The organism is Thioalkalivibrio sp. ALE28 (genome assembly GCF_000377425.1).
Classification (GTDB): domain Bacteria; phylum Pseudomonadota; class Gammaproteobacteria; order Ectothiorhodospirales; family Ectothiorhodospiraceae; genus Thioalkalivibrio.
On sequence record NZ_KB898104.1, the window covers coordinates 68540 to 94591 of the forward strand.

Annotated in this window: 28 protein-coding genes; 25 read left to right on the top strand and 3 right to left on the bottom strand. The window is 68.0% G+C overall.

The features are described from left to right. The 7 genes from D105_RS0111410 to D105_RS0111440 all read left to right on the top strand — a co-directional run bounded on the left by D105_RS0111410 (position 1) and on the right by D105_RS0111440 (position 5885). Positions 1-483 (top strand): Fur family transcriptional regulator, encoded by a 483-nt coding sequence (locus D105_RS0111410; protein ID WP_018866697.1) that lies wholly within the window; start codon positions 1-3, stop codon positions 481-483. A 40-nt stretch (positions 484-523) separates the two neighbouring features. Beyond that, positions 524-1051: a DNA-deoxyinosine glycosylase gene (locus tag D105_RS0111415; protein WP_081619306.1), complete on the top strand. Its 528-nt coding sequence runs from the start codon at positions 524-526 to the stop codon at positions 1049-1051. 134 nt (positions 1052-1185) lie between these two features. Continuing rightward, positions 1186-2487: a TonB-dependent receptor gene (locus tag D105_RS0111420; RefSeq protein WP_018878496.1), complete on the top strand. Its 1302-nt coding sequence runs from the start codon at positions 1186-1188 to the stop codon at positions 2485-2487. Positions 2488-2594: 107 nt separating this feature from the next. Continuing rightward, positions 2595-3521 carry a metal ABC transporter substrate-binding protein gene (locus D105_RS0111425; RefSeq protein WP_018878497.1) on the top strand — a complete coding sequence of 309 codons (927 nt, stop codon included), beginning with the start codon at positions 2595-2597 and terminating at the stop codon, positions 3519-3521. Positions 3522-3612: 91 nt separating this feature from the next. Next, the gene (locus tag D105_RS0111430) at positions 3613-4212 is read left to right on the top strand and encodes an ATP-binding cassette domain-containing protein (RefSeq protein ID WP_018878498.1); all 600 of its coding nucleotides are present in this window, start codon (positions 3613-3615) and stop codon (positions 4210-4212) included. Further along, a complete protein-coding gene (locus D105_RS0111435; protein WP_018878499.1) occupies positions 4202-4975 on the top strand; it encodes a metal ABC transporter permease in 774 nt (257 codons plus the stop codon). The genes D105_RS0111430 and D105_RS0111435 overlap by 11 nt, the downstream gene beginning before the upstream one ends. Positions 4976-5006: 31 nt before the next feature. Continuing rightward, on the top strand, positions 5007-5885 hold the full coding sequence (locus D105_RS0111440; protein ID WP_018878500.1) for a class I SAM-dependent methyltransferase: 879 nt from the start codon (positions 5007-5009) through the stop codon (positions 5883-5885). 285 nt (positions 5886-6170) lie between these two features. On the opposite strand, the gene folE2 is transcribed toward D105_RS0111440, so the two are convergent. Continuing rightward, positions 6171-7115: a GTP cyclohydrolase FolE2 gene (gene folE2 / locus D105_RS0111445; protein ID WP_081619307.1), complete on the bottom strand. Its 945-nt coding sequence runs from the start codon at positions 7113-7115 to the stop codon at positions 6171-6173. Positions 7116-7230: 115 nt separating this feature from the next. Between folE2 and dksA the strand changes: the two genes are divergently transcribed. The 8 genes from dksA to D105_RS0111485 all read left to right on the top strand — a co-directional run bounded on the left by dksA (position 7231) and on the right by D105_RS0111485 (position 14806). Next, positions 7231-7632 carry an RNA polymerase-binding protein DksA gene (dksA, locus tag D105_RS0111450; protein WP_017940914.1) on the top strand — a complete coding sequence of 134 codons (402 nt, stop codon included), beginning with the start codon at positions 7231-7233 and terminating at the stop codon, positions 7630-7632. Positions 7633-7697: 65 nt separating this feature from the next. Then, the gene (gene zigA / locus D105_RS0111455; protein WP_018878502.1) at positions 7698-8960 is read left to right on the top strand and encodes a zinc metallochaperone GTPase ZigA; all 1263 of its coding nucleotides are present in this window, start codon (positions 7698-7700) and stop codon (positions 8958-8960) included. Continuing rightward, complete coding sequence (locus D105_RS14830; protein WP_081619308.1) at positions 8957-9604, top strand: DUF1826 domain-containing protein; 648 nt, start codon at positions 8957-8959, stop codon at positions 9602-9604. The genes zigA and D105_RS14830 overlap by 4 nt, the downstream gene beginning before the upstream one ends. Positions 9605-9839: 235 nt before the next feature. After that, a complete protein-coding gene (locus D105_RS0111465; RefSeq protein ID WP_018878504.1) occupies positions 9840-10316 on the top strand; it encodes a hypothetical protein in 477 nt (158 codons plus the stop codon). Positions 10317-10320: 4 nt separating this feature from the next. After that, positions 10321-11289, top strand: coding sequence for a YafY family protein (locus D105_RS0111470; RefSeq protein ID WP_018878505.1), 969 nt, complete (start codon positions 10321-10323; stop codon positions 11287-11289). After that, on the top strand, positions 11289-11819 hold the full coding sequence (locus D105_RS0111475; protein WP_018878506.1) for an MOSC domain-containing protein: 531 nt from the start codon (positions 11289-11291) through the stop codon (positions 11817-11819). Before D105_RS0111470 ends, D105_RS0111475 begins: the two co-directional genes overlap by 1 nt. 70 nt (positions 11820-11889) lie before the next feature. Beyond that, a complete protein-coding gene (locus tag D105_RS0111480) occupies positions 11890-12303 on the top strand; it encodes an HIRAN domain-containing protein (RefSeq protein WP_018878507.1) in 414 nt (137 codons plus the stop codon). Positions 12304-12700: 397 nt separating this feature from the next. Continuing rightward, positions 12701-14806 (top strand): diguanylate cyclase, encoded by a 2106-nt coding sequence (locus D105_RS0111485; RefSeq protein WP_018878508.1) that lies wholly within the window; start codon positions 12701-12703, stop codon positions 14804-14806. Positions 14807-14881: 75 nt separating this feature from the next. Here D105_RS0111485 and D105_RS0111490 read toward each other — a convergent pair whose 3' ends face one another. After that, complete coding sequence (locus tag D105_RS0111490; RefSeq protein WP_018878509.1) at positions 14882-16249, bottom strand: NAD-dependent succinate-semialdehyde dehydrogenase; 1368 nt, start codon at positions 16247-16249, stop codon at positions 14882-14884. Positions 16250-16353: 104 nt separating this feature from the next. Between D105_RS0111490 and D105_RS0111495 the strand changes: the two genes are divergently transcribed. The 9 genes from D105_RS0111495 (at position 16354) to D105_RS0111535 (ending at position 25055) form a co-directional block, all read left to right on the top strand. After that, positions 16354-17325, top strand: coding sequence for a complex I NDUFA9 subunit family protein (locus D105_RS0111495; protein WP_018878510.1), 972 nt, complete (start codon positions 16354-16356; stop codon positions 17323-17325). A 25-nt stretch (positions 17326-17350) separates the two neighbouring features. Beyond that, positions 17351-18583, top strand: coding sequence for a multifunctional CCA addition/repair protein (locus tag D105_RS0111500; protein ID WP_018878511.1), 1233 nt, complete (start codon positions 17351-17353; stop codon positions 18581-18583). 217 nt (positions 18584-18800) lie between these two features. Further along, positions 18801-19457, top strand: a complete 657-nt coding sequence (locus D105_RS0111505; protein ID WP_018866680.1) for a protein-L-isoaspartate O-methyltransferase — start codon at positions 18801-18803, stop codon at positions 19455-19457. Between the two features lie 102 nt (positions 19458-19559). Then, entirely contained in the window at positions 19560-20885 is a 1326-nt protein-coding gene (locus D105_RS0111510) for a TolC family outer membrane protein (RefSeq protein ID WP_018876865.1), read from the top strand. After that, a complete protein-coding gene (locus D105_RS0111515; protein WP_018878512.1) occupies positions 20885-21466 on the top strand; it encodes an isochorismatase family protein in 582 nt (193 codons plus the stop codon). The genes D105_RS0111510 and D105_RS0111515 overlap by 1 nt, the downstream gene beginning before the upstream one ends. A gap of 14 nt (positions 21467-21480) precedes the next feature. Further along, a complete protein-coding gene (locus tag D105_RS15210) occupies positions 21481-21627 on the top strand; it encodes a hypothetical protein (RefSeq protein WP_012983821.1) in 147 nt (48 codons plus the stop codon). 10 nt (positions 21628-21637) lie between these two features. Next, the gene (locus D105_RS0111525) at positions 21638-22489 is read left to right on the top strand and encodes a hypothetical protein (RefSeq protein WP_018866677.1); all 852 of its coding nucleotides are present in this window, start codon (positions 21638-21640) and stop codon (positions 22487-22489) included. Then, positions 22489-23559: a homoserine O-succinyltransferase gene (locus D105_RS0111530; RefSeq protein WP_018876863.1), complete on the top strand. Its 1071-nt coding sequence runs from the start codon at positions 22489-22491 to the stop codon at positions 23557-23559. The genes D105_RS0111525 and D105_RS0111530 overlap by 1 nt, the downstream gene beginning before the upstream one ends. 155 nt (positions 23560-23714) lie before the next feature. Then, positions 23715-25055: an MFS transporter gene (locus tag D105_RS0111535; RefSeq protein WP_018878513.1), complete on the top strand. Its 1341-nt coding sequence runs from the start codon at positions 23715-23717 to the stop codon at positions 25053-25055. 289 nt (positions 25056-25344) lie between these two features. On the opposite strand, the gene D105_RS15275 is transcribed toward D105_RS0111535, so the two are convergent. Beyond that, positions 25345-25548: a hypothetical protein gene (locus tag D105_RS15275; protein ID WP_081618662.1), complete on the bottom strand. Its 204-nt coding sequence runs from the start codon at positions 25546-25548 to the stop codon at positions 25345-25347. Between the two features lie 280 nt (positions 25549-25828). Here D105_RS15275 and D105_RS15100 point away from each other — a divergent pair. Next, positions 25829-26052, top strand: a 224-nt coding sequence (locus D105_RS15100) for a transposase (RefSeq protein ID WP_026280477.1), incomplete at its 3' end; no start/stop codon positions are given.

Consider the following 26052-nt stretch of genomic DNA (forward strand, 5'->3'; position numbering starts at 1 on the left):
ATGACTGCCGCCGCCGAGACCCAGACGCCGGACATCGAACAGGCCCTTGCCGACGCCGAACGCGTCTGTGCCCGCCAGGGTGCGCGCCTGACCGAGCAGCGCCGGCGCATCCTCGAACAGATCCTGCGCACCGAGGGCGTGATCAAGGCCTACGACCTGATCCACGCCCTGTCCTCCGACGATCACAGCATCAAGCCGCCGACGGTCTACCGCACCCTGGCCTTCCTGCTGGAGCAGGGGCTGATCCACCGCATCGAGAGCCTCAATGGATTCGTCGCCTGCTCGCATCCCGGGGAGCGCCACGAATCCGCGTTGATGATCTGCGACGGCTGCGGCCAGATCACCGAGTTCCACACCCCGGAACCGGCCAGCCGCGCACTGGAAGAGGAAGCCGAGGTACAGGACTTCGCCATCGAGTCGCGCATGGTGGAACTGCACGGCCAGTGCGGCGACTGCCGTCGGAGTCAGCAGGACCGCGCCTGACACCGCCCCACCCTCTCAGCCCGCTCGCTTCCACCTTCCTGTGACCGCAGGCTCAGCCACCCTTGAAGCGTTCCCGCCGATCCTGCGAGCGGATACCCGACTGGTCGTGCTGGGCAGCTTCCCCGGCGTGGCGTCGCTGGAGGCCCGGGCCTACTACGCCCACCCGCGCAACCAGTTCTGGCCCATTGTCGGGCAGATCCTCGGCGAACCCTTCCCGGAGCTGGACTACCCGGATCGCATCCAGCGCCTGCTCGACCACGGCGTGGGCCTCTGGGACGTCTACGGGGCCTGCTCGCGCGAGGGGAGCCTGGACAGCGCCATCCGCGAACCGGTCCCCAACGATCTGGCCCGCCTGACCCGCGAGGCCCCGGGCCTGCGCGTGATCATCCACAACGGCGCCGAGAGCGCGCGACGCATCCACGAGACCCGCGCCCTAAACGTCGAGGCCCTGTGCCTGCCCTCCACCAGCCCGGCCAACGCCCGCCTGAACCTGACCGAAAAGCTGGAGCCCTGGCGCGCGGCGTTCGCCCGCGCGGGCCTCCCCCGAGACCGATCCGCCACAAGCTGACTGGCTGGAACGGGGTTGAACCCAGAGTTGTTATTGTATAACGTTCATGCCTTGACGTTACGCTATAACAACTCACCTTCATCGGCGGACCCACTGATCCTGGCTGCAGTCTGCCGTGCAACAAGGAGCTCGACATGTCCCGCGCCCCATACGCCCGCCCCGTCCTTGCCGGACTCACCGCCCTGACCCTCGCCGCCCCCGGGGCCGCTGCCGCGCAATGGAGCGCCCAGTCCGAAGACCGTTCCTGGGGTCTGGACGTTTCGCTGATCCTGGAAGGCGTCTACTACAACGAACTCTCGCACGGGATCGACGAACCCGCCGGCTTCGACGATGGCCACGACCACGGCCATGGTCACGACCACGGACACGATCATGGCTTCGACGACGGATTCAACCTGGGCCACAGCGAGCTGGTCTTCCAGGCCAACCTGGGCGACCTGTTCGACGGCGTGCTGATGCTCGGCTTCGACGACAGCGACATCGAAGTCGAAGAGGCCTACCTGACTACCCGCGCCCTGCCCGGCGGCTTCCAGATCAAGGCCGGTAAGTTCCTGTCCGATATCGGGTACATCAACAGCCGCCACGGCCACGACTGGGACTTCGTCGACCGTCCGCTGGTAAACGAGTACATCTTCGGCGACCACGGCCTCCAGGAAACCGGCGTCCAGGCCACCTGGGTCGCACCGACCGAGGCCTACACCCAACTCGGGGTGGAACTGCTGCAGGGCGAAACCAGCGGAATCGCCAACTACGAGGGTAGTCAGTCGGCGCTCAACGGTCAGGAACGCATTCTTCGGGACCGCTCCGGCCCGCGCCTGGTCACCGCCTTCGCCAAGTTCGGCCCGGATCTTGGCCCTGACCACGCCGCGCAGTTCGGCGTCTCCGGTGGCTACGCCCGCAGCTATCAGGTGACGGACGAGCACTCCACCCGCTTCGAGGACTGGGACGGCAGCGCCTGGTTCGCCGGCCTCGACGCCGTCTACAAGTACAGCGCCGGCCGCGCCTACGGCCATGGCGACTGGCGGCTGCAGGGCGAGTACTTCTACCGCGAAATCGACGTCGACCGCCGTGACGTGAACTTCGAGGCAGACGGCAATGGCCCCGTGGGTTTCGTGCGCAACGAGCAAAGCTTCAAGAACAAGCAGGACGGTATCTACGTCCAGGGCGTCTACGGCTTTGCCCCGCGCTGGGAGGCCGGTCTTCGCGCCGAGGCCCTTGGCCTGACCAACGACGTCGGCCGCGGCGACGGCGACTCCTTCGGTACCTCCTATCGCCACTCCGCCCAGGTCACTTTCCGCCCGGTGGAGCCGGTGTTCCTGCGCGCCCAGCTGTCGCAGAATGACTTCATCGATGACGACGGCCACCGCGACCGCGGGCTGGAGTTCATGCTGCAGCTGAACGTGGCCCTCGGCGCCCACGGCGCCCATCGCTTCTGATGCCCACTCGCGCGGGCCCGCCCGGGCCCGCTCGCTTCCGCCCGTGTCGGCCAATCCGGCCGGCATCGGTACCGTGCTAGCACACCATATCCCCCAAGGAGTCCCGCATGTTCTTTCGCAAGACTCACACCCGCAGCACCCGGTGGCTGATTTCCATCGCCGCCCTTGCCCTGACCGCGCTGGTCCTGGCGCCCGCCCAGGCCGCGGCCGGCCTTAACGTCGTCGCCACCACCTCCAGCCTCGGCGCACTGGCCCGCGAGATCGGCGGCGACCAGGCCGAGGTCCGCGTACTCGCGCCACCGGACCGCGACGCACACTATCTCGATGCCCGCCCCAGCTTCATGGCCGCCCTGCGCCGGGCCGACATGCTGCTGGAGCTGGGCGCCGGCCTGGAAGAGGGCTGGCTGCCGGCCGCGCAGCGGGGTGCCAGCAACCGTGCCATCAATTCCGGGCAGCCGGGGCACTTCCGCGCTGCGGACATGATCGAGCTGCGCCGCTCCATCACCATGGATGGCCCGAACATGGGGCACGTGCATGAAGAGGGGAACCCGCACTTCAACGCCGACCCGCGGCGCATGGCCGAACTCGCCCTCGCACTGGGCCAGCGCATGGGCGAACTGCGTCCGGACCATGCCGACAGCTTCATGGAGCGAGCGGAACGCACCGCCGACCGCCTGCGTACACACGCCGAGACGCTGGCCGAGCAGGTCGTGCCGGAGCAGCGCATCGTGGTCTACCACGAGGACCTCGACTATCTGGAAGAGTGGCTGCCGGTCGAGATCGTCGGCTATCTGGAACCGGCGCCGGGGATCCCGCCCACCGCGCGCCATCTGCGCAGCCTCGTGGATGATCTCGAAGGCACCGAGGGCACTGTCCTGTACGCCGAGTTCCAGCCGCCTCGCGGCGCCGAATTCCTCGAACGCAACCTGGGCTGGCCGAGCCATGCGGTCCCTCTGGATCCGCCGGCCGACTCCAGCCTGGATGGGTACCTGGACCTGATGACCACCTGGGCGCGAACGCTGCCCCAACGCTAACCCGGGGCGAAACATCTTCCTCACGATCGGGCCCGGAAAATGCTTTCCGGGCCCGATATCATTCAGGCCCCTCCAACGATTTCGAGTCCGCATGCCCCCTCAAACCGCGCTGCACGCAGAGGCCGCGCACCTCGGCTTTGATCGTCCGGTGCTGGGCCCGCTGTCCCTCGACGTACCCACCGGGGCCCGATGGGCCTTGACCGGCCCGAACGGCATCGGCAAATCGCTGCTGCTGAAGGCCGTAACCGGCCAGGCTCGGGTCCACTCAGGCACCCTGCGGCTTGGTCCCGCGACGCGTGTCAGCCTGCTGGCGCAGGACCACCCCCGGCGGGACCCCTGGCCCTTGTGCGGTCACGACTGGTTCAGGGCGATGGGCGCCACCCCGCCCGATCAACCCCGGGTGCAGGCCTTGCTGGATCGTCGCCTCGACCGCCTGAGTGGCGGCCAGTGGCAGTTGCTGCGCCTGGCCGCGGCCCTGCACAGCAGCGCCCACCGGCCACCGGGGGAACGCCTGGTCCTTCTGGACGAGCCCGCCAACCACCTCGACGCCGAGGTGCGCGGCGATGCGGTCGACCTGATTACCTCCCTCCCGGCTGCTACGACACTGGTGATGACCAGCCACGACGACGAGTTCCTGCAGGCCGTCGGGGTCGAGAACCATCCATTGACGGACTACCTCGATGCTCGGTGACCTGTTGTTCGAACCGTTTGTCTCCGGGCTGCTGATCACGGGCGTGCTGGCCCTGGCCGGGGCCGGCCTGTTCCTGCGAGGGTCGGTCTGGCAGGCGCTGGCACTCGGACAGTGGGCCGCCGTCGGGGGCGTCCTGGCGTCGGTCGTCCACTGGCCGGTGCTGCCTGTAGCCCTGGCACTCGGGGCCGGAGTCATGGCCCTGCTGCAACGCAGCTCTGACCGCGAGCGCCTGCCGCTGGCCGTTTTTCTGGCCGGACTGGCGGCAGTGACATTGCTGGCCGCCAATTACGCGCAGGCCAGCCTCGCCGCGGCCGCCTGGGCCGAGGGCCAGCTGTACTTCGCCGGACCGCGCGAACTATGGGCAGTGGTCGCGCTCGGGCTCGCCAGCCTCGTGCTCGCGCCCGGGCTGTACCACGTCTGGCGATACGCACAGCTTGCCCCCGACGTCCCCGCCACGCTCAGCCCGCGCACGTGGCTGCGCCTCACGGAGATCGCCTGGCTGGTGGCCGCAGTGGTGCTGGGCAGCATGGTGCTGGGCCTGCCCGCTGCCCTCGCCACGCTGCTCCTGCCCGCCTGGGGCGCCGCCTATCTCGCACGCAATCTGCGCGGATTGTTCCTGTGGGCCCAGGCCCTGGCCCTCGCGGGCTTCCTGATCGCCTGGAGCGTCAGCCTGCCGCTGGATCAGCCGTTTGCGCCAGTGCTCGTCCTGGTCAATGTCGGCCTCGCCCTGGCGGCCCGACTGCTCGCAATGTCACGTCCCTGAACCGATCGAGAAGTCACCGCGGAGCAGAATCATGCCCCCGAAGCCAACCTCCCATGGTGCAACCCCATCCGGCGGGCCGAAGCGCCAGGGCACCCACTCGCCGATCTTCCAGGCGATCGAGAAGCTGCAGGGCGACCGACCCTGGGGAAGTGTGCTCGATGCCGGAACCGGACGCGCATCCATCGAGTGGATCTGTGCGCTGGAGACCGAGCGCTGGACCGCCGTCACGGCCTCGCAGGAGATGGCGAACACGGTGAAGAAGGCGGCAGGAAAAGACCGACGACGCGAAGATCGCATCCTCGTCGGCAACTGGATGTCGGACCAGCTGCTGTTCGGCGAGCGCTTCGACACCGTCCTGCTCGACTACTTCATCGGAGCAATCGAGGGCTTCTCGCCCTACTGGCAGGACCGCGCGCTGCATCGACTACGGCCTCATGTGGGCGAGCGGCTGTATCTCGTCGGCGTGGAACCCTATGTACTGACCGAACCCAAGACCGAGTCTGACCGCATCGTGCGCGAAATCGGTCGCCTGCGGTATGCCTGCCTGCTGCTCGCGGGGAACCGCCCCTATCGCGAATACCCTTCGTCCTGGGTCATGCGCCATCTCGGAATCGCCGGCTTCCGGGTTCTGGATGTCCGCTATTTCCCGATTCACTACCGCGAGCGCTTCGTCAACGGCCAGCTCGACCTGTGCCTGCGCCAGCTGTCGCACTTCAATGACGAAGGCCTGGCAAAGGCCATGCACCAGAAGATCGAGGCGCTGCGGGAAACCGCCCTGCCGCTGGCCCGAAGCAAGGAGGGCCTGCGGCACGGGGCGGATTACCTGATCACGGCCGAGCCGATGGCCGACCGGCATCGCAGCCTGCCCGACGCGGCAGGCACCTCTCAGTCAGTGCCGTCCGGGCCGTAGCACGGGCTACGCCATCGCCCCCCTGGGCCCGAGCAGGCCTCAGTCCACTTGACAATGCACCGCAAGTGCGTATGATTCTCATTTAGATGCGCAGCCCGGACAGCTGTGTGTCGCCAGGACGAAAGGTGACTTCCTGCCTTTGGTCTCTCCAACCTCCGTAAGCATTGCCGCCGGATTGCGTATCCGGCGGCTTTTTTACGTGTCCACACGCTTGCCGAAGAGCGACCTGGCAGATGCCTGACCAACCCCACCGCCTTGTGGCGGTCCACGCTCCAACTGGCTGCTTCAGCGTTCCGCTGACGGCAGACGCACGACCCGCGCGACGGCGTCGTGTGCATGCAGGCTCTCGCGGTGGCGAACCTGGATGCGATAGCCGCGGGCGGAGTACTCCGGGCGCAGGGTGCTGTCCAGGCGCCGTACGGCATCTTCGCAGAACATCAGATTGCGGCCGTTGGCGAGCGCGAAAGCCTTCTCGTCCACACGCTTTACCGCCGTTTGCAGGGCGGTGCCCAGCGCCTGTTCCACGCGATCAATCAGATCGGGCAGGGGCAGCGTTGATACCAGCGGTTCCAGACCGACCGTGACGGTTGCCTCGCTGCGCTGGCTGTGGGGCGTCGCGACAATCCCCTCGGCCCGGCCCAGCCATTCGCGCACGGTTGCGGCATCCACAGCCGCTCGCGTGAAGTCGCGGTCGAACTGCTCCTGGATCGCCTGCCGCGCCAGGGCCGCGGAGCAGGGACAGGTGGAGGAATAGCCCACCTGAACCTCCAGCTCCAGGGACACCACCCCGGACTCGCTGCGTGCAGCCATCCGGAACGGGTAGCACTTCCAGCCCGCGGCGGCACTGACCAGGGCCGGCCGTTCCAGCGGCAGCTCCCCGGCCAGACGGACCTCGGCCACGCTGGACAGGCCATCGTGCGAAGCCAGAAACGCTTCGAGCACGCCCCACAGCAGCGCAACGTCCAGCTCGCGGGACTCCAGCTGTCGCAGGGCCCCGTAGAGCCGTGACATATGGATACCGCGCGCGCCCGCGTCGTCGAGGCTCACCCCCGCGCTTGCCCGGGCGATCACTGGCTGGCCGGTCAGATACAGCGGAAGGGTGATGTCTTCCATACCCACCCAGTCGAGCGCAGAGGCGTGCGTAGCAGCCGACGCGGCAATATCCGGTAGCGGATCGGTCGCGGAGGTTTCCGTATCCGGCGAGGCCGGAGACACACAGGTAGAGGACATAAGACACCTTTTTGCAGGCGGGTCGACCCCATCACAGGACGGTGGCCGATCCGTGTTGTCGGGGCGCAATCGAAACGTTATGGTATAACATCCTGATCGCAACCGACGGAACCCCATGACCCGCGACGAACTGCTGGCCATGCCTGCCGCGGCCTACATGAACGAGGCCCAGCTCGCGTACTTCCGCGAGCGCCTGCTCGAAATGCGCGACGAGATCCTGGCTGACATGGAGGGCGCCCGGGACGGATTGCGCGACAACGAACGCACCCCGGACGAGCTCGACCGGGCAGCAATGGAGGAGTCGCGCCTCCTGTCGATGCGGGTGCAGGAGCGCGAAGGCCGCCTGCTGCGAAAGATCGATGCGGCCCTGCATCGCATCGAAACCGGCGATTACGGCTACTGCGAGGTGAGCGGCGAACCGATCGGTCTGCCCCGCCTGCTGGCCCGCCCGACGGCGACCCTCTGCATCGAGGTCAAGGAACGCCAGGAAAAGGCCGAACACGTGTTCGTGCGCTGAGCCTGCCCAACCCTTCCATCCGGGCACATTCCGACGCCCGGGCATCCCGATTCCCTGGAGGTACCATGAAACGCCTGCCCGTCACCGTCCTCTCCGGCTTTCTCGGCGCCGGCAAGACCACACTGCTGAACAACATCCTGCACAACCAGTCGGGGCTGCGCGTCGCGGTCATCGTCAACGACATGAGCGAGGTCAACATCGACAGCGCCCTGGTGCGCGGCGGCCAGGATGCCGTCACACGTACCGATGCCCGCATGGTCGAGATGACCAACGGCTGCATCTGCTGCACGCTGCGGGACGACCTGCTGGTGGAGGTGCGCCGCCTCGCCGAATCCGGGCAGTACGACTACCTGGTCATCGAATCCACCGGCATTTCCGAGCCCATGCCGGTCGCGGCCACCTTCGCCTTCCGCGACGAAGACGGCCAGTCCCTGGACGATGTCGCCCGCCTCGACACGATGGTCACGGTGGTGGATGCAGGTGCCCTGCTGCAGGACTACGCGTCCAGCGATTTTCTGGGCGACCGCGGCGAATCCCTGGGGGAGGAAGACGACCGCACCGTCGTTGACCTGCTGGTGGATCAGATCGAGTTCGCGGACGTCATTGTCCTGAACAAGGTGGATCGACCGTCGCCGGAACAACTGGATACTGTCCGCAGCGTCGTGCGCGCCCTTAACCGGGACGCCAGAATCATCGAAACCACACACGGCCAGGTCGCGCCGGAGTCCCTGCTGGGCACCGGACGCTTCGACTTCGACCGCGCGTCCCAAGCCGCCGGCTGGGCCCAGGAGATGATGGGTGGCCACACCCCGGAGACCGAGGAATACGGCATCTCCAGCATCGTATACCGCGTCAATCGGCCATTTCATCCGGAGCGCTTTTTTGCCCTGCTGCACGAGGAATGGCCCGGCATCATCCGCAGCAAGGGCTGGTTCTGGCTGGCCTCGCGCCCCGACTGGGCCGGCACATTGTCTCAGGCCGGCGGGGCGCTGACCCACCACGCTGCCGGGTTCTGGTGGGCTGCCGTATCCCCGGAGCAGCGCCCCACCCACGAAGACTGGTGGGAGACGGCGATCGCGCCGGTCTGGGATGACCGTTTCGGGGACCGACGCCAGGAGATCGTACTGATCGGGATCCACATGGACGCGGATGCGATGCGCAGACGTCTCGACGCCTGCCTGCTCACCGACGACGAGATGCTGGAAGGCCCGGAACGCTGGCTGAGCTACGCGGATCCCTTCCCGGTCTGGCGCCTGGGGTCCGAGACCGCCGAGCCCGAGGTGGATGCCCCGGAAACCCGAGAGTCCCGCCCGGACGTAACCGCATGAACACTGCGCGAACGTCGCAGCCGGTCGAGCGCGCGCCGTCAAGGCACCGCTTCGTCGACCGCGCCGCCGAGCTCAAGGGCATTCACCGCCACGATGTGAACGCGCTGATCTGGCGCCGAAGCCTGGATCCGCAACTCCGGGACCAGGCCCGGGCGCTGCTGTCCCGCGGCCCCGGGATGATTCTGGACATCCACTGCCGACCGGACCAGGTGCGCGAACGGTTGCACGGCGCCATCGACCGGGCACCGTTCAGGGTTCATCGTCTGGCATACGATCTGGAGCGCCTGGCGCACAACTTTGCCGTCGTCGCGCATGCGATCAGTGTCCGCCTCCAGCTCGAAGTGCTGGCCCACCAGCCATGCCCGCTGTTTCACGTGGACAACAACGTGCTGCGGATGGTCTGCAGCTACACCGGCCCCGGAACCGAATATGCAGACGACCGTTTCCTGAACCGCGACCGGCTCCGTTGCGGCGACAACGAGGGCGTTCTTGCAGGCCATCCGCCCTTGGCACTTGAGAGCGGATCCGTGATCCTCATGAAAGGCGAACGTTCACCTACGTGCGGGGGGCTTGGAGCCGTCCATCGCTCGCCGCCGGTTGCGGGAGATCAACAGCGCCTGCTCGTACGACTCGACCACCCCTGACCCGCAAGCCCGTCGGACCCGGGACGGATCTGCTGCGCGTCTGGCAGAGTCAGTCCGTGAGGCTCCCCCGAGGAGACACTGACGGCCCTCGGTCCTCGGCCCCGGGCAGGGCCGGAGAGAGCGGACCGGCCCACAAAATCCACCGATCTTCATGATCGCTCGCATTCAATGCTTGACTCGCGCCTCTCCCTCGACGACTATGAATGCGAATGGTTCTCATTTCTTAGGAGGCACAATGTTCACGCTCGACGCATGGCTGGAAAACCCCGACCCCTCGCTCCGGATCATCGACGAGCCGTCGCGCCGGATAGTGGCCGAGTGGTGCGGCCAGGAACTCCGCGATCTGCTGGAGACGGGGATCATCGCCCCCGCGGATTGCTGCGGACCGCAGGCCCGCGACCAGGCCCACGAAACGATCCGCGAGCTCATCCTGGAGGCCTGCCTCGAAGGTATCACCGTCCAGCGCAGACCACCGGCGCCTCGGCCGGACATGCCCGCGTCCATGAAACGGCCTGCGGACGGCGACGACCGTCCCAACCGCAATCCCCATCCGGAAGGGGCATCTTGCGAGCCCGCGACCGCTCGCAGCCGCTCTCGACGAATGACCTGTGCTCAGGGCCCCGGAGCGGCGCAGCCGACGAAAAAAACCCGTGACATTGCCAAGGGGCAGGTTCTCCACGTAGCGTTCCGGAAATGTCCACCCCTGCATTGACTTCGTGAACCGCGCCGAGCGGATCTTCCATCTGCACCGCCTGCTCCAGGCGCGCCAGCCGCCGTCGCTGGCGCACCTGATGGAGGCGCTCGAGGTCTCGCGCGCGACCATCAAGCGCGACCTCGAGTACATGCGCGACTTCATGCAGGCACCGATCGAGTACGACGCGGAGGCCAACGGCTACCGCTACGCACAGGATGTCCCGGCCTTCGAGCTGCCGGGGCTATGGTTCAACGAATCCGAATTGCTCGCGCTCCTGACCATGGAGCAGCTCCTGGAGGACGTGCAGCCGGGTCTGCTGGCGCCCACACTGGGGCCATTGAAGGAGCGTATCCGGGAGCTGCTCGCCAGCGGCGGGCACCAGCCGGACGCCGTGCGCCGCCGCATCCGCATCCAGCCCCTGGCCCAGCGCAGCAACCGCAGCGACGGCTTTCAGGCCGTAGCCGCCGCGACCCTGGACGAACAACCGATCGCGATCGAGTACCACGGCCGTGCCCGCGACTCCGCCACCCAACGCGTCGTGCACCCGCAGCGCCTGCTGTACTACCGCGACAACTGGTACCTGATCGCCTGGTGCGAGCAGGCCCGGGCCCTGCGCACCTTCGCGCTGGAACGCATCCGGTCCACCCGGGCGACCGATGGCCCCTACCACGACATCGACGAAGCGACCCTGGATGCCCACACCGGCGCGGCCTTCGGCATCTTCACCGGCCCCGCACAGGAATGGGCGGCGCTGCGCTTCACCCCGGAACACGCCCGCTGGGTCGCGGACGAGACCTGGCACCCGGACCAGACCGGCCACTTCGAGGACGACCACTACCACCTGCGGGTGCCCTTCGGGGATCCCACCGAGCTGATCCAGGAGATCCTGCGCCACGGTCCCGGGGTCGAGGTCCTGGCCCCCGAAAGCCTGCGCACCCGTGTCGCCACCACGCTGCGCGAGGCCGCTGCGCAATACGCGGCTTCGTCCTGATGCTGCGCCGCTGGCTGGCCCGCCGCAAGGCCGCCACCGTCTCCGGCCGGCTGGAAGCGATCTGGATCGCCGCTCGGGCCGGCGCACCCATGCACGATTGCGCCGCCGTGGAGGTCACCGAAGCGGGCCTGACCGGTGACCGCTACGCCACCGGGCAGGGCCACTGGCACACGGTGGAATCCTGCCCCGTCACCCTGATCTGCAGCGCCGAGCTGGACCGCGCCACGCGGCGGGCGCGGCGCCTGCGCCAGCCCGCGACCCCGACGCCCGGCGACCACCGCCGCAACCTCGTGGTCAGCGGCCTCCGGCGCAGCCCGCGCGCGGGAACCTTGCGCATCGGTGTTGTGCGTTTTGCCATCACACGGCCGCGCCCGCCCTGCGGCTGGCTCAACCAGGTGGTCGGCTACAACCTCGCCGGCGCCCTGCGCCAGGACAGCGGCATCTGCCTGCGGCCACTGGAGCCGGGCACCATCCGGCGGGGCGACCCCGTGCACTGGGAGGCCGCCCCGGGGTCCGCAAGACACGATTAGCCGGGGTGGCTCATTCTGTGAGCCACCCCCGGTGCTACAAAGGTCGCAAACCCCCAGATGGAGCGCGACCATGCAATCGAACACCCCCAACCGCCAGGCTCGCCGCACCCCCGTACTGCGCGGCTACTACGCCCAGCGCGGCCGCTACAACGCCACCGCCACCACCGAGGAACTGCTGCAGACCATCCCGCTGGCCGGCTACCGCCACCACGACGCCCCGAAGCTGTGGAATGCGTTGAAGCGCGGCCAGGCCCTGACCCTGCGCCGCGAGCGGCTGAACCCGCACGATGACAAGGCCGTTGCCATCGACTGGATCGACCACCAGCTCGGCTACCTGCCGCGCGAACAGAACCAGCTCGCCGCCGACCTCCTCGACCGCGACGAGCCCCTGGTCGCCCGCATCATCGCCAAGCGCGACCACCACGGCAGCCGCAAGCAACTGGAACTGGGACTGTATCGGATGCGCCGCGCCTGCAGCGCCTGACGACAAGCGGTGGGCGGCTATACCCCTCCGAGTACTCGCCGACGGCCACAACGGCGGCATGCTTGCCCCCGCCCAGCGTCACGGCTGCCAGCGCGAGGTCCTGGCCTCCGACGACGGGGTCATCCGCGTCAGCCGCCCGCTTCACTTATCTCCTGCAACAAGCCCTCCAACCAACTGCTACGGCGTTGGTTGTGGGGTCTGCTGGCAATTACGGGAGGTGCGCGCCGGGCCCCCAAGGGGCAGACGGTCACGGCGCGGCTTCGGGATTCCAATATTAGCGTTTGCTTCTATTCTCTGCGTCGGCCCGCTACAATTGAGATCAGGGAGAACGGTAAAAACCGGACCATCACGAGACACAAGCGGCTGACGAAGAATCAGCCCGGAGCGGACTGCGGTCATGGAGTGCACGCGCAAACAAGTCGAGCCGGACTCCTCCCGCGGGATGTGTCGTTATCGGGCGGCATTCGCGCAGTCGCGGGATGCAATCCTGTTTCTCGACGGCGACCGCTTGCGGGACGCCAACCCTGCCGCAGTGAGCATGTTCGGGGTACCCGACAAGGCCACACTCACCTCGCTCCTCATCACCGATTTGTCTCCCTCCCATCAGCCCGATGGTCGCCCCAGCGGGCTGGCCTCCATCGCCCGTCTCGATCAGGTCATGCAGCAGGGTGAGGCGTTCTTCGAATGGCGTCACCGCCGGTGGGACGGCCTCGAGTTCCCGGCCGAGGTCCTCCTGAGCCGCCTGGACCTGGACAGCGGCACGGAGATCCTGGCTACAGTGCGCGATATCAGCCCCCGCCGCGAAACCGAAGCGGCCCTGCGACAGCGGGAGCAGGAACTGGCCGAGGCCCACCGAATCGCGCACCTCGGCGGCTGGACGGCCGACCTCTGCGCTGGCGAGGTGAACTGGTCCGACGAGGCCTGCCGCATCCTGGGCATCGACCGCGAGGCCCCGGGTTGCACCCTGGAATCCTTCGTTCTGGCCGTACACCCGGACGACCGGGAAAGGGTCCGGGCGGCCATCGAACATGCCCTCAACGGCGGACAGCTGGATATTGTCCACCGCGTCGTGGACCAGGACGGCAACGTGCGCATGCTGCGCCATCGCGGCCACATCCAGTGTGGTGACGATGGCGCACCGGCACGCATGATCGTGGCCCTTCAGGACATCACCGAGCAACGAGAACTGGAAACCAACCTGCGGCGAATGGCGGCGGTGCTGGACCACACCCGGGACCTGGTGAGCATGCATGACGGGGAGGGCGCGATGCTCTACATGAATGCCGCCGCGCGCCAGTTCTTCGGGCTGCCCGATGCCACGGGACGGGCGCTCATGAGGCCCGAACACGGCTGGGACCGTTCCGGGCTCCCGCCCGAGACCCTGAGTGTCGAGGAGACCGTGTGGCGAGTACATCCCGAATGGGCCGCCCGCAAGGTCCTCGAGGAGGCTTTGCCCACAGCCCGTCGCTCCGGTTTCTGGGAGGGCGAAACCGCGCTCTTCGATGCCCAGGGCCGGGAGGTGCCGGTATCCCAGGCCATCATCGTGCAGCACAGCGAGACCGGCGAAATCCGCCAGACCTCGACCATCATCCGGGACATTACCGAGCGGCGCGCCCTGGAAGATCGACTGCGCCAGGAGAAAAGGCTCTCCGACTCCATCCTGAAAAGCCTCCCCGGGGTGTTCTATCAGCTGGATTCACGCGGGCACCTGGTGCGCTGGAACGACCGCATGATGGCGGTGACTGGCCGCACGGCCACGGAGCTGAACGGGCTCAATGCCCTGGAACTTCTGGCGGAAGAAGACCGCCAACCCACGGCGCGCGCCATCCAGGAAGTGCTCACCCAGGGCTACGCGCAGGTCGAAAGCAGACTGATTACCAGACGCACAGAGACCCCCTATCTTTTCAACGGCTTCCGGGTCGAGCTCGATGGCGAGCTCTATCTCCTCGGGGTCGGGATCGACATCTCCGAGCGCAAACGGCTGGAGATCGGACTCCGGCGGAAGGCATCGACCGACCATCTGACCGGCGTGGCCAACCGCCAGCACCTGGACGCGGAACTGAAGCGAGCCCTGGCCTATTACCATCGTCACGGAGGCTCCAGCGCGCTCGTGATGTTCGACCTGGACCGCTTCAAGGCGATCAACGACACCCATGGTCACGAGACCGGGGACCAGGTCCTGCTGGAGACAACCGCCCGGGTGGCCAGGGAACTGCGGGATACCGACATCCTGGCACGCTGGGGCGGCGAAGAGTTCGTGGTCCTGCTCCCGGAAACCGGCCGACGTGAGGGCACCCGCATCGCCGAGCGCCTGCGCCGGGCCATTGAAGACGAACCCTCCCCGACCGCGGGCGCCGTCACGATCAGCCTTGGGGTCACGACCTTTCGTGCCGGGGATACACCGACCAGCGTGATGGCACGAGCGGACCAGGCCCTTTACAAGGCCAAAAACACCGGCCGCAACCGTGTGATCGTGGAGGACGGGGACGCACCCGACCTTTGAGGCCCCGCCCACCCCCCAAAGCCGGGCCCCGGCGCCTTCGAGAGGGCAGACATCTGCGCCGTGCGCCCAGTCGACTCAGCCGATCCAGATGGTCTTGGCGTTGACGAATTCGCGGACACCGAGTTCGGAGAGTTCGCGGCCGTAGCCGGAGTCCTTCACGCCGCCGAAGGGCAGGCGCGGGTCGCTCTTGACGATGCCGTTGACGAAGGCGCAGCCGCATTCCAACCGCCGGGCCAGGGCCTCGCCGCGCACCGGATCGGCGGTCCAGACGCTGCCGCCCAGGCCGAAGCGCGAGCGATTGGCGAGCTCGATGGCATGGTCCGCGTCGCGCGCCCGGGTAACCGCTGCGACCGGGCCGAAGGTCTCCTCGTCGAAGGCCGGCATCCCGGGTTCCACGGCATCCAGCAGCGTAGGCGGGTAGAAGCAACCGGCGCCCTCGCGCGGTTCGCCCCCCGTCATCAGGCGGGCCCCGGCCGCAACACTACGGGTGACCTGGTCGTGCAGCTCACTGCGCAGATCGTCGCGCGCCAGCGGGCCGATGTTCGTACCCTCGTCCATCGGGTCGCCGATGACCAGCGCCTCGATGGCCGCCCGGAAGCGCTCGACGAAAGCATCCGCGATGGGTTCCTCCACGATGAAGCGCTTGGCGGCGATGCAGGTCTCGCCGTTGTTCTGGAAGCGCCCGCGCACCGCCTGCTCGACCGTATGGTCGAGGTCGGCGTCGGCCAGCACCACAAAGGCATCCGACCCGCCCAGTTCCAGCACCGAGGATTTCAGCGCCTTGCCTGCGGCCGCCCCGACCGCGCGGCCGGCCCCCTCGGATCCGGTCAGGCTGACGCCCTGCACGCGGGTATCGGTGATGATGCCTTCCACCGCGTCGGAACCCACCGGCAGATTGCGGAACACGCCCTCGGGGAACCCGGCCGCCAGGAACACCCGCTCCAGGTATTCGGCGCAGCCAGGAACGTTAGAGGCATGTTTGAGCAGTACGGTGTTGCCGGCCAGCGTGGCCGGGATCGCCTGGCGAAAGGCCTGCCAGTAGGGAAAATTCCAGGGCATCACCAGCAGCACGGTCCCCAGCGGCTGCCAGGCAATGAACGAGCGGCTCGCGTCCGAGGCGATCATGGTGTCCTGCAGGTAATCCGGGCCGTGTTCAGCGTAGTACTCGCAGGCGGCGGCACACTTGTCGACCTCGGCCCGCGCCTCGGCCAGGCGCTTGCCCATCTCCTGTGTGGCAGTGGTCGCCAGGGTCTCGCGTTCCTCGCGCAGCACGCCGGCCAGATCGCGCAGGCGCGCGGCGCGCTCCGTCACGGGGCGCGCCGCCCAGTCCGGCGCCGCGCTCGCGGCACGAGACAATGCGGCCTCCAGCGCTTCCTCGTTCATGCGCGGGTAGCGCGCGAGGGTCTCGCCGGTGGCAGGATTGATCGCAGTCAGTTCGGGCATATCGGTGCCTCGGCGTCAGGGCCCGAAATACGGGCTTGTTTGAACAATACAGGTCACCCGAGTATAAGACGTCCCGCATTCGCTTTCGGAAGGACCTTGCCACCATGTCGATCGATTCGATTCGCAATGTCTGCCTGCTGGGCGGCACGGGCTTCGTCGGCCACCACATCATTCGCCGACTGATTGATCGCGGCCTGAAGGTCCGCGTGCTGTCCCGCCGTCCGCATCGCCACCGCGATCTCCTGGTCAACCCCGAGGTGGATCTGGTCGAAGGCAGCGCCCATGACCCCGCCACCCTGGAGCGCGTGTTCGCGGGGCAGGACGCGGTGATCAACCTGGTCGGCATCCTCAACGAGCGCGGGCACAGCGGCGCCGGTTTCCGCACCGCCCATACCGAGCTGACCGAGAAGGCCCTGGCGGCCGCCGAGGCCCAGGGCGTGCGCCGCTTCCTGCAGATGAGCGCGCTCAAGGCGGACATGGACGACGCCCCCAGCCACTACCTGCGCAGCAAAGGCGCGGCGGAACAGGCGGTATTCGCCAGCGAATCCCTGGCGGTCACGGTTTTTCGCCCGTCGGTGATCTTCGGCCCCGAGGATTCCTTCCTGAACCGCTTCGCGACTTTGCTGAAGTTCTCGCCGATGATGCCCCTGGCCCGCGCCCGGGCGCGTTTCGCCCCGGTGTTCGTGGGCGACGTGGCGGAGCACTTCGTCGAGGCCCTGGAAGACCACGACACCTTCGGCCAGGGCTTCGAGCTGTGCGGCCCGAAGACCTACACCCTGGCCGAGCTGGTGCGCTACGTCGGACGCGTCTCCGGTCACCGGCGCCCGGTGATCGGCCTGCCCGACTGGGCCGGCAAGCTGCAGGCCAGCGTGCTCGAATTCGTGCCCGGCAAACCGTTGTCGCGCGACAACTTCGCCTCGCTGACCATCGACTCGGTCTGCGACGGCGAGCAGCAACTGCCCTGCCCGACCCGGCTCGAATCCATTGCCCCCAGCTATCTGGGTGGCGGCGGCGCCGGGCGTGAGGCCCGCATGCAGCAACTGCGTACTCTCAACCGCGGATCGGGCCGCGGCTGACCCGGATCGCGAACCCGGGGCCGCCATGCAGACCTATCTCGTCGGCGGTGCGGTTCGCGACCGCCTGCTGGGACGCCCGTTCACGGAACGCGACTACGTCGTCGTCGGTGCCACGCCGGAGGCGATGGAGGCCGCGGGCTTTCGCGCGGTCGGACGCGACTTCCCGGTCTTCCTGCACCCCGAGACCCACGAGGAATACGCGCTGGCGCGCACCGAGCGCAAGACCGCGCGCGGCTACCACGGCTTCCAGTTCAATGCCTCGCCCGAGGTGACCCTGGAGGACGACCTCGAACGCCGCGATCTCACCATCAACGCGATGGCCGAGGACACCGACGGCCGCCTGATCGACCCCTATGGCGGACGGGAAGATCTGGAAGCCCGATGGCTGCGCCACGTTTCCCCGGCCTTTGCCGAAGATCCGGTACGTCTGCTGCGGGTGGCCCGGTTCGCCGCCCAGCTCGCGCCCTGGGGCTTCCAGGTGGCCCCCGACACGCTGACCCTGATGCGCGAGCTCGTCACCTCCGGCGAGGTCGACGCGCTGGTCCCCGAGCGCGTCTGGGCAGAATGCGAGAAGGCCCTGAAGAGCCCCGCACCGCGGCGCTTCCTCGAGGTACTGCGCGAGGCCGGGGCACTCGCCATCCTGTTCCCGGAGATCGAGCGGCTGTTCGGCGTACCCCAGCCCGAGCGCTACCATCCGGAGATCGACACCGGCGTGCATACGCTGATGGTCCTGGACCAGGCGACCCGCCTGTCCGACGCCCCGGAGGTGCGCTTCGCCGCACTGGTGCACGACCTCGGGAAGGGCACGACCGACCCCGACATCCTGCCCAGTCACCACGGGCACGAGGAACGCGGGGTGGACCTGATCCGCGCCCTGGCCGAACGCCTGCGCATCCCCAATCGCTACCGCGACCTCGCGGTGCGCGTGGCGCGCTACCACGGCCTGGTCCATCGCGTGTTCGAACTGCGCCCGAAGACCGTAATGAAGCTGGTGGACGGACTGGACGCCCTGCGCCGCCCGGAGAACGTCGAGCCCTTCCTGCTCGCAGTGGAGGCGGATTTCCGCGGGCGCACCGGCTGGGAAGACAAGCCCTACCCGCAGGCCGAAGCCGTACGCCGCGCGGTGGCCGCCGCGCAGGCCGTGCAACCGCAGGCCCTGATGGCTGAGGGCTACAAGGGCAAGGCCCTGGGCGAGGCATTGCAGCGCGAACGCATCCGCGCGATTGCGGAGGTCCTCGACGAGCACCCCGACGCGTAGGAGGCCAGCCCTCTGGCCGATAGGGCATCACCAGAACCCCATCGCGCAGGGGGCTGCGCTCCTGCGGGCAATAGCGGCACCCCCCCGCAGGAGGCCAGCCCTCTGGCCGATGGGGTCTGGTCAACACCCCATCGGCCAGAGGGCTGGCCTCCTACTTGCCTGTTTCGGCGCGTGAACGTACTCTTTCGCGGCTGTTTAGCGTACAGAGGAAACCGCGATGGATTTCGCCAAGGCCCGGATCAACATGGTCGAGCAGCAGGTTCGCCCCTGGGACGTGCTCGATACGCGCGTGCTGGACGTGATGGAAACCCTGCCGCGTGAACGCTTCATGCCCGAGCCCTACCAGGCCCTGGCATATGCGGATTCCGAGATCCCGCTGGGGCACGGCGAAAACACCCTGCCGCCGGTGGTGGTCGGCCGGCTGCTGCAGGCCGTGTCGCCGCAGCCCACCGAGACGGTACTGGAGATCGGCACCGGTTCCGGTTACGTGACCGCCTGCCTGGCCCACCTCGCGGCCCGGGTCGACAGCATCGAGCGGATCGACGATCTGCGTCTCGCGGCGCGTAACCGCCTGACGGATCTGGGTCTCGATAACGCCCACCTGCGCACCGCCACGGTGACCCGTGACTGGACCCCGCCGCGCCCGCGTTACGACGCGATCATCCTCACTGGCGGCATGACCGAATACGACGACTTCCTCGAGCCCTACCTGACGCTCGGCGGCCGGCTATTCGTGGTCACTGGCGATGGCCCGATCATGGAGGCCCAGCTGATCACCCGGACCACCGAAGACGACTGCCGCCACGAGGGCCTGTTCGAGACCCGCGTGAAGCCGCTGGTTGGCTTCGAGCCGAAGCCCGCGTTCGAATTCTGAGCCGGTCGCCTGCGCCCCGGCACGGGGCGCGCGCCGGAGGCCCCATGCCGGAACATGCTCTGATAGGATAGGCGTTTCCTAATATCCTCCGGAGTCGCGTCCATGAACCGTCTGCCGTCGCTTCTCGCCGCCGCCGGGCTGGCCCTGGTGATCTCGGCCCCCGCCACCGCCTCCAGCCTGATGGAGGTCTACGAGCGCGCGGCCGCGGAAGACGCCGAACTGCGCACCGCCGAGGCGGAGTACCGCAGCGTGCTGGAGAACCGGCCGCTCGCGCGCTCCGCCCTGCTGCCGCAGATCTCCGGGCAGGCCGAGGCCGGCGCGTTCTACCGCGACGGCCGCAATGAACCGAGCATTGATGGGCGCGAGACCAGCTTCGGCGTCAATCTGGCCCAAAGCCTCTACGACCGCCGCAACTACATCGAGCTGGCGCAGGTGGATCTCGAGATCGCCCGCGCCGAGGCCGAACTGGATGCCGCCCGCCAGGACCTGATCCTGCGCGTGGCCCAGGCCTACTTCGACGTGCTCATCGCACAGGAAACCCTGGCCTTCCGCGAGGCCGAGGTCGAGGCGATCGAGCGCCAGCTGGAACAGACCCAGCGCCGCTTCGATGTCGGCCTGGTCGCCCGCACCGACGTCACCGAGGCCCAGGCCCAGCGCGACATCGCCGAGGCCGAACGCATCGCCGCCGCGAACCAGCTGGACCTGACCCGCGAGCAGCTCGCGGTGATCACCAACACCTACTGGGACGAGCTGGACATGCTGCGCGACGAGGCCGAGCTGACCCCGCCGGAACCGGCCGATCCGCAGGCCTGGGTCGATATCGCGCTCGCCAACAACCTGGAACTGGCCGCCCAGCGCCTGAGCACCGAGACCGCCCGCGAACAGATCCAGCGCCAGCGCGCCGAGGGCCTGCCGCGGCTCAACCTGAACGCCTCGGTGCGCGAGAACCGCTACCACGGCCTGGATGTACCAGCTGATGCCAGAGGCGCCTTCTTCGAGGGCACCGACGCCCAGGTCGGCGTGCAACTGGAGATCCCGCTCTACACCGGCGGGCGCGTCAGCGCCCTGACCCGCCAGGCCCGCGAGGACTTCCAGGCCGCGCAGGAAGGCCAGTCGCTGGTGGAGCGCCGCACCACCCAGGACACCCGCAGCGCCTACCTGTCGGTGATCTCCAACAACTCGCGGGTGCGCGCGCTGGAGCAGGCGCTGGTTTCGACCCAGTCCGCGTTCGAGGCGGCCGAGGCCGGCTTCGAGGTCGGCACCCGCACCCAGGTGGACGTCCTGCTCGCCCTGCGCGAGGTCTTCCGCGCCGAACGCGACTACGCCGAGGCCCGCTACGGCTTCCTCGGCGAGTCGCTGCGCCTGCAGCGCGCGGCCGGTCGCCTGAGCGTGGCCGACCTCGAGGCCATCGACGACCTGCTGGAGTAATGTCCGCCTCCGCCACGCATAACCCACGGGCCCGCTGCGAGCGCGCGCGGTCGCGCCTGGTCCTGATCGACCTGCAGGAACGCCTGCTGGCCGCCATGCCCGAGGCGGCCCGTGCCGAGGTCGAGCGCAATACCGCGCGCCTGATCGAGGCGGCGCGCAAGCTCGGCATCCCGATCGAGGTCTCGCGCCAGTACCCGAAGGGCCTGGGGGAGGTCACCGCACCCTTGCAACAGGCGCTGGACGGCGAGGGCGCGGTCACCGACAAGACGGCCTTCTCCTGCTGCGCCGAAGCCGACCTGCACACCCGCCTGACCCGCGGCGACCAGATTATCCTGACCGGCGCGGAGACCCACATCTGCGTGACCCAGACGGCACTGGAACTGCTGGAGGCGGGCGTGACCGTGTTCGTGGTCGAGGACGGAGTCTGCTCGCGCGATACCGAGCGCAAGCGCAACGGACTGGAGCGCCTGCGCGCCGCCGGCGCCATCATCACCAACCACGAGTCGGTACTGTTCGAGTGGCTGCGCGACGCGGCCGATCCGCAGTTCCGCGAACTGAGCCAACTGATACGCGAGAACTAGGGGAAACCGCACGGATGCGCATTCTGGGAAATATTCTGCTCGGCGCCTGGCTGATTCTGTTCGGCCTGCGCGGTCTGCTGGGGCTGCAGTTCCAGTACGACCACTATGTCATCAGTGGCCTGGCGGTGATCGCCGGTATCCTGTTCATCCTGCGTCGATAAAACCAACATCATGCGCCTGACCCCCGACGAGTACCGCAACCAGGACCACCGCCGCATCACCCTGCTGGGGATGTCCGGTGTCGGCAAGACGCGCCTGTCCAACATGCTGCGGCGCGAGGACTGGTTCCACTACTCCGGCGACTACCGCATCGGCACGCGCTACCTGAGCGAACCGATCCTGGACAACATCAAGGCCCAGGCGATGGCGGTGCCATTCCTGCGCGATCTGCTGCGCTCGGACTCGATCCAGATCATCAACAACATCACGGTGGACAACCTGCACCCGGTGGCGAGCTTCCTCGGCAAGCTCGGCAACCCGGAGCTGGGCGGGCTGCCGCTGACCGAGTTCAAGCGCCGCCAGACCCTGCACCACGAGGCCGAGGTGCAGGCCATGCTCGACGTGCCCGACTTCATCAGCAAGTCCCAGACGCTGTTCGGCTATCCGCACTTCGTCAACGATGCCGGCGGCTCGGTCTGCGAGCTGGACAGCCCCGGCGTGCTGGAGACCCTCGCGGAGCACACGCTGATCCTCTACATCAAGGCGACCGACGAGGACGAGCGCCAGCTGATCGAGCGCGCCGAGAGCGATCCCAAGCCGCTGTACTACCGCGAGGCCTTCCTCGACCAGCAGCTGGCCGAATACATGCGCGACGAGGGGCTGGACTACGTCGCCCAGATCGACCCCGACGCGTTTGTGCGCTGGGTCTTCTCGCGGCTGTTCCGTGCCCGCCTGCCACGTTACGAGGCGATCGCCGAGAGTCACGGCTACACCATCAGCACCACGGAACTGGCGCGGGTGCGCAACGCGGCCGACTTCGACGACCTGGTCTGCATGGCCCTGGAGCGGGAGGCGCGTCTGTAATGCCACTTGTCGCCTACTCCGACCTGCCCACCTTTGCCCGCCTGAAAAGCGAGGGCGAGACCGTCCTGCCCAGCGACTTCGCCCAGCAGCAGGAGATCCGCGCCCTGCACATCGGGCTGCTGAACATGATGCCGGACGCGGCCCTCGCGGCCACCGAGCGCCAGTTCTTTCGCCTGATCGGCGAGAGCAACCAGATCGCGCAGTTCTATATCCACCCGTTCACCCTGCCGCAGCTCAAGCGCGGGCCGAAGGGGCGCGACCACGTCAAGCAGTACTACGAATCCTTCGAGGACCTGAAGAAGGAGGGCCTCGACGCGCTGATCATCACCGGCGCCAACGTGACCCAGCCGGATCTGGCCCTGGAACCCTTCTGGGAACCACTGGCCGAGGTGGTCGACTGGGCCTGGGAGAACGTGACCTCCACCCTGTGCTCCTGCCTGGCCACCCACGCCGTGCTGCAGGCGCGCTACGGCGAGCACCGCCGGCATATGGGCGAGAAGCTGTGGGGCGTGTTCCCGCATCGCGTGGTCGACCGCGGGCATCCGCTGGTCACCGGCGTGAACACCCGTTTCGACGTGCCGCACTCGCGCTACAACGATGTCTCGCGCGACCAGTTCGAGCGCCACGGCCTGCGCGTGCTGGTGGAGAGTGACCAGTCCGGGATCCACCTGGGGGCCTCGCCCGACGGCTTTCGCATGGTCTTCTTCCAGGGCCACCCGGAATACGACTCGATCAGCCTGCTCAAGGAGTACAAACGCGAGGTGGTGCGCTATATCCAGGGCGAACGCGACGCTTACCCGCCGCTGCCGGAGAACTACCTGATGCCGCAGGCCGCGGCCATCCTCGACGAGCACCGCGAGCACGTGGAGGCCGCCCTGGAACACTGCACCGAGATCCCGGCCCTGCCCGAGGCACTGCTGCTGGATCGCCTCGACAACACCTGGCACGACACCGCGCTGGCGGTGATCAATAACTGGCTGGGCAACGTCTATCAGCTGACCAACCTCGACCGGCGCAAGCCGTTCCGCGACAGCGTCGACCCGAGCGACCCGCTGGCCGGGCGCCGGTAGCGCGTCGCACCCGCCCCTGTCATTGCGAGGTGCCGCAGGCACCGTGGCAATCTGCCTTCCGGCACCACCGGATCCCGCCGCCCTGCCAGCATCTGGAGGTTGCCACGTCGCCTTCGGCTCCTCGCAATGACGGGACAACGCAACGGAAAGACCTCATGACCGCCAACGACCTGGACAAGCTTCCGCGCCCGATTATCGGACTGTACGAAACCATTGCCGGCGACGAGGACGCGCGCGTCTGCAAGGACATCCCCGAAAACGCCTGCCGCGCCCAGCCGGTCAATTTCTTCGTCCACCTGGTCGCCAACACCCTGAGCAAGATTGGCGACGAGCTCGCCTCGGCCCGACTGGTGCTGGCCTGGCTGCTCGGCGCCCTGGGCGCCCCGGCCGCCTTCGCCGGCTTCCTGGTGCCGATCCGCGAATCCGGCTCGCTGCTGCCTCAACTGTTCGTTGCCGCCTCCATTCGCCGCCGGGCGATCCGCAAGGGCTTCTGGGTGCTGGGCAGTGTCCTGTCCGGCCTGGCCGTCGCCGGCATGGCTGTCGTCGCCCTGACCCTGGAGGGCGCCGCCGCCGGCTGGGCCATCCTCGGGCTCCTGATCGTCTTTGCCCTGTCGCGGGGGATCAACTCGGTGGCTTCCAAGGATGTGCTCGGCAAGACCATCGCCAAGCACCAGCGCGGAACCGTGATGGGCTATGCCGCCTCCCTCGCCGGCTTCTTCACCCTGGGCCTGGGTATCTACCTGACGCTGGCGAACCTCGAAGAGGCCGGCATCGGGGTCTTCGTCGCCCTGCTGGCCGCCTCGGCCGGGGCCTGGTGGGTGGCCGCCGCGACCTTTACCCGGCTGCGCGAGGACCCGGGCTCCACCGAGGGCGGCGGCAACGCGGTGACCGAGGCCATCCGCTCCATGCGCCTGCTGTGGACCGACCGCGCCTTTGGCCACTTCGTGCTGACCCGCGCCCTGCTGATGAGCACCGCGCTGGCCCTGCCCTTCTACGTCCTGCTCGCGGAGGACGCCACCGCCGGCGATCTCGGCACCCTGGGGCTGCTGATCCTGGCCAGCGGCCTGGCCTCGGCGGTCAGCGCCCCGGTCTGGGGGCGCCTGTCCGACCGCTCGGCGCGCTGGGTGCTGATCCTGTCTGGCCTTCTGGCCGCCGGGCTTGGCATTGCGGTCGCGCTGGGCGTCTGGTTCGTGCCGGTGGATACCGACCACGCACTGGTACCCGGCGGCTGGCTCTATGCGGCGTTGTTTTTCCTGCTCGGGGTCAGTCATGCCGGTGTGCGCCTGGGGCGCAAGACGTATCTGGTGGATATGGCCACGCAGGAGACCCGGGCCGCGTTCACCGCGGTCAGCAACACGGTCATTGGTGCCCTGCTGCTGGTCGGCGGGCTGTTCGGGCTGCTGGCGCAGCTGGCGGGCACCGAGGTGGCGATCTTCGTCCTCGCGCTGATGAGTCTGGCCGGCGCCGCCAGCGCCTGGCTCATGGGCGAGGCCTGACGCGCGGCCCTCTCTTGCCCTCGCCCCCAGCGAGACAGGCTTTGCGCTCTCGGTTTTACGTGCCTCCGTCCGGCCGCCTGCCTCGTGGTGGCTGGTCCTGGTTCGGCCTCGGGTGTTCACGGTGCCTTCGGTCCACATACTGCCAGGCGCTGACTCGCCAGCGCGCCGCGAGGTCCTTTCTTGCTTGCCCAAGAAAGGACCCAAAGAAGGGCACCCGGATTTCGCCCGGGGACCTTGCTCCAGGGCCCTCGGGCCGGCGGCGCTGAACTCGCTACGCCTTCGGCTTCGCTCAGACATCCAGCGCCTTCTCCCGGCCCGAGAACCCTTCCGCAAGGGGCTCCATACGGGAGGCGAAGGTCAAAACCGAACGCATCCCCATGTTTGCGCCTAACCATAGGCAACGCCGCTCGAAAGCCCCTGGCGCCCGCCCTGCGGGCGCGGCACGCAACGGCCGAGGGCCGAGCGTGCCCAAGATGTCCGAAAAGTTAGCCATCCTCCCCTGGCACGACCGTCGGGACGGCTGTTGTCTTGACCTTGAATCCCCCGTTGTCGTCGCGCCGAGTGGAGAGGGTTTTCGCGGGACGATTCAAAATAGAAACGGGGCGCTGGATGTCTGAGCGAAGCCGAAGGCGCAGCGAGTTCAGCGCCGCCCGCGAAAACCCTCGGAGCGAGGGAAACCCCGGCCCGCACAGCGGGCCGGGGTCGCGGCAGTCGGGGGTGTTTTGAACCGTACCGACTTTTCCGGAGGCTCTGATCCTTGGGAGGATAGAGCGATGAGTGAGACGACACGGTATAGCCCGGAGGTCCGGGAACGGGCGGTGCGGCTGGTGTGGGAACACCAGGAGGAGTATTCGTCGCAGCATGCGGCGATCCAGTCGATTGCACCGAAGATTGGCTGCACGGGCGAGACGCTGCGGCTGTGGGTCCGCCGCGCGGAGCGCGAGCGGGACGATGCCTCGGCGTTGTCGGATAACGAACGGGCACGCCTGAAGGCGCT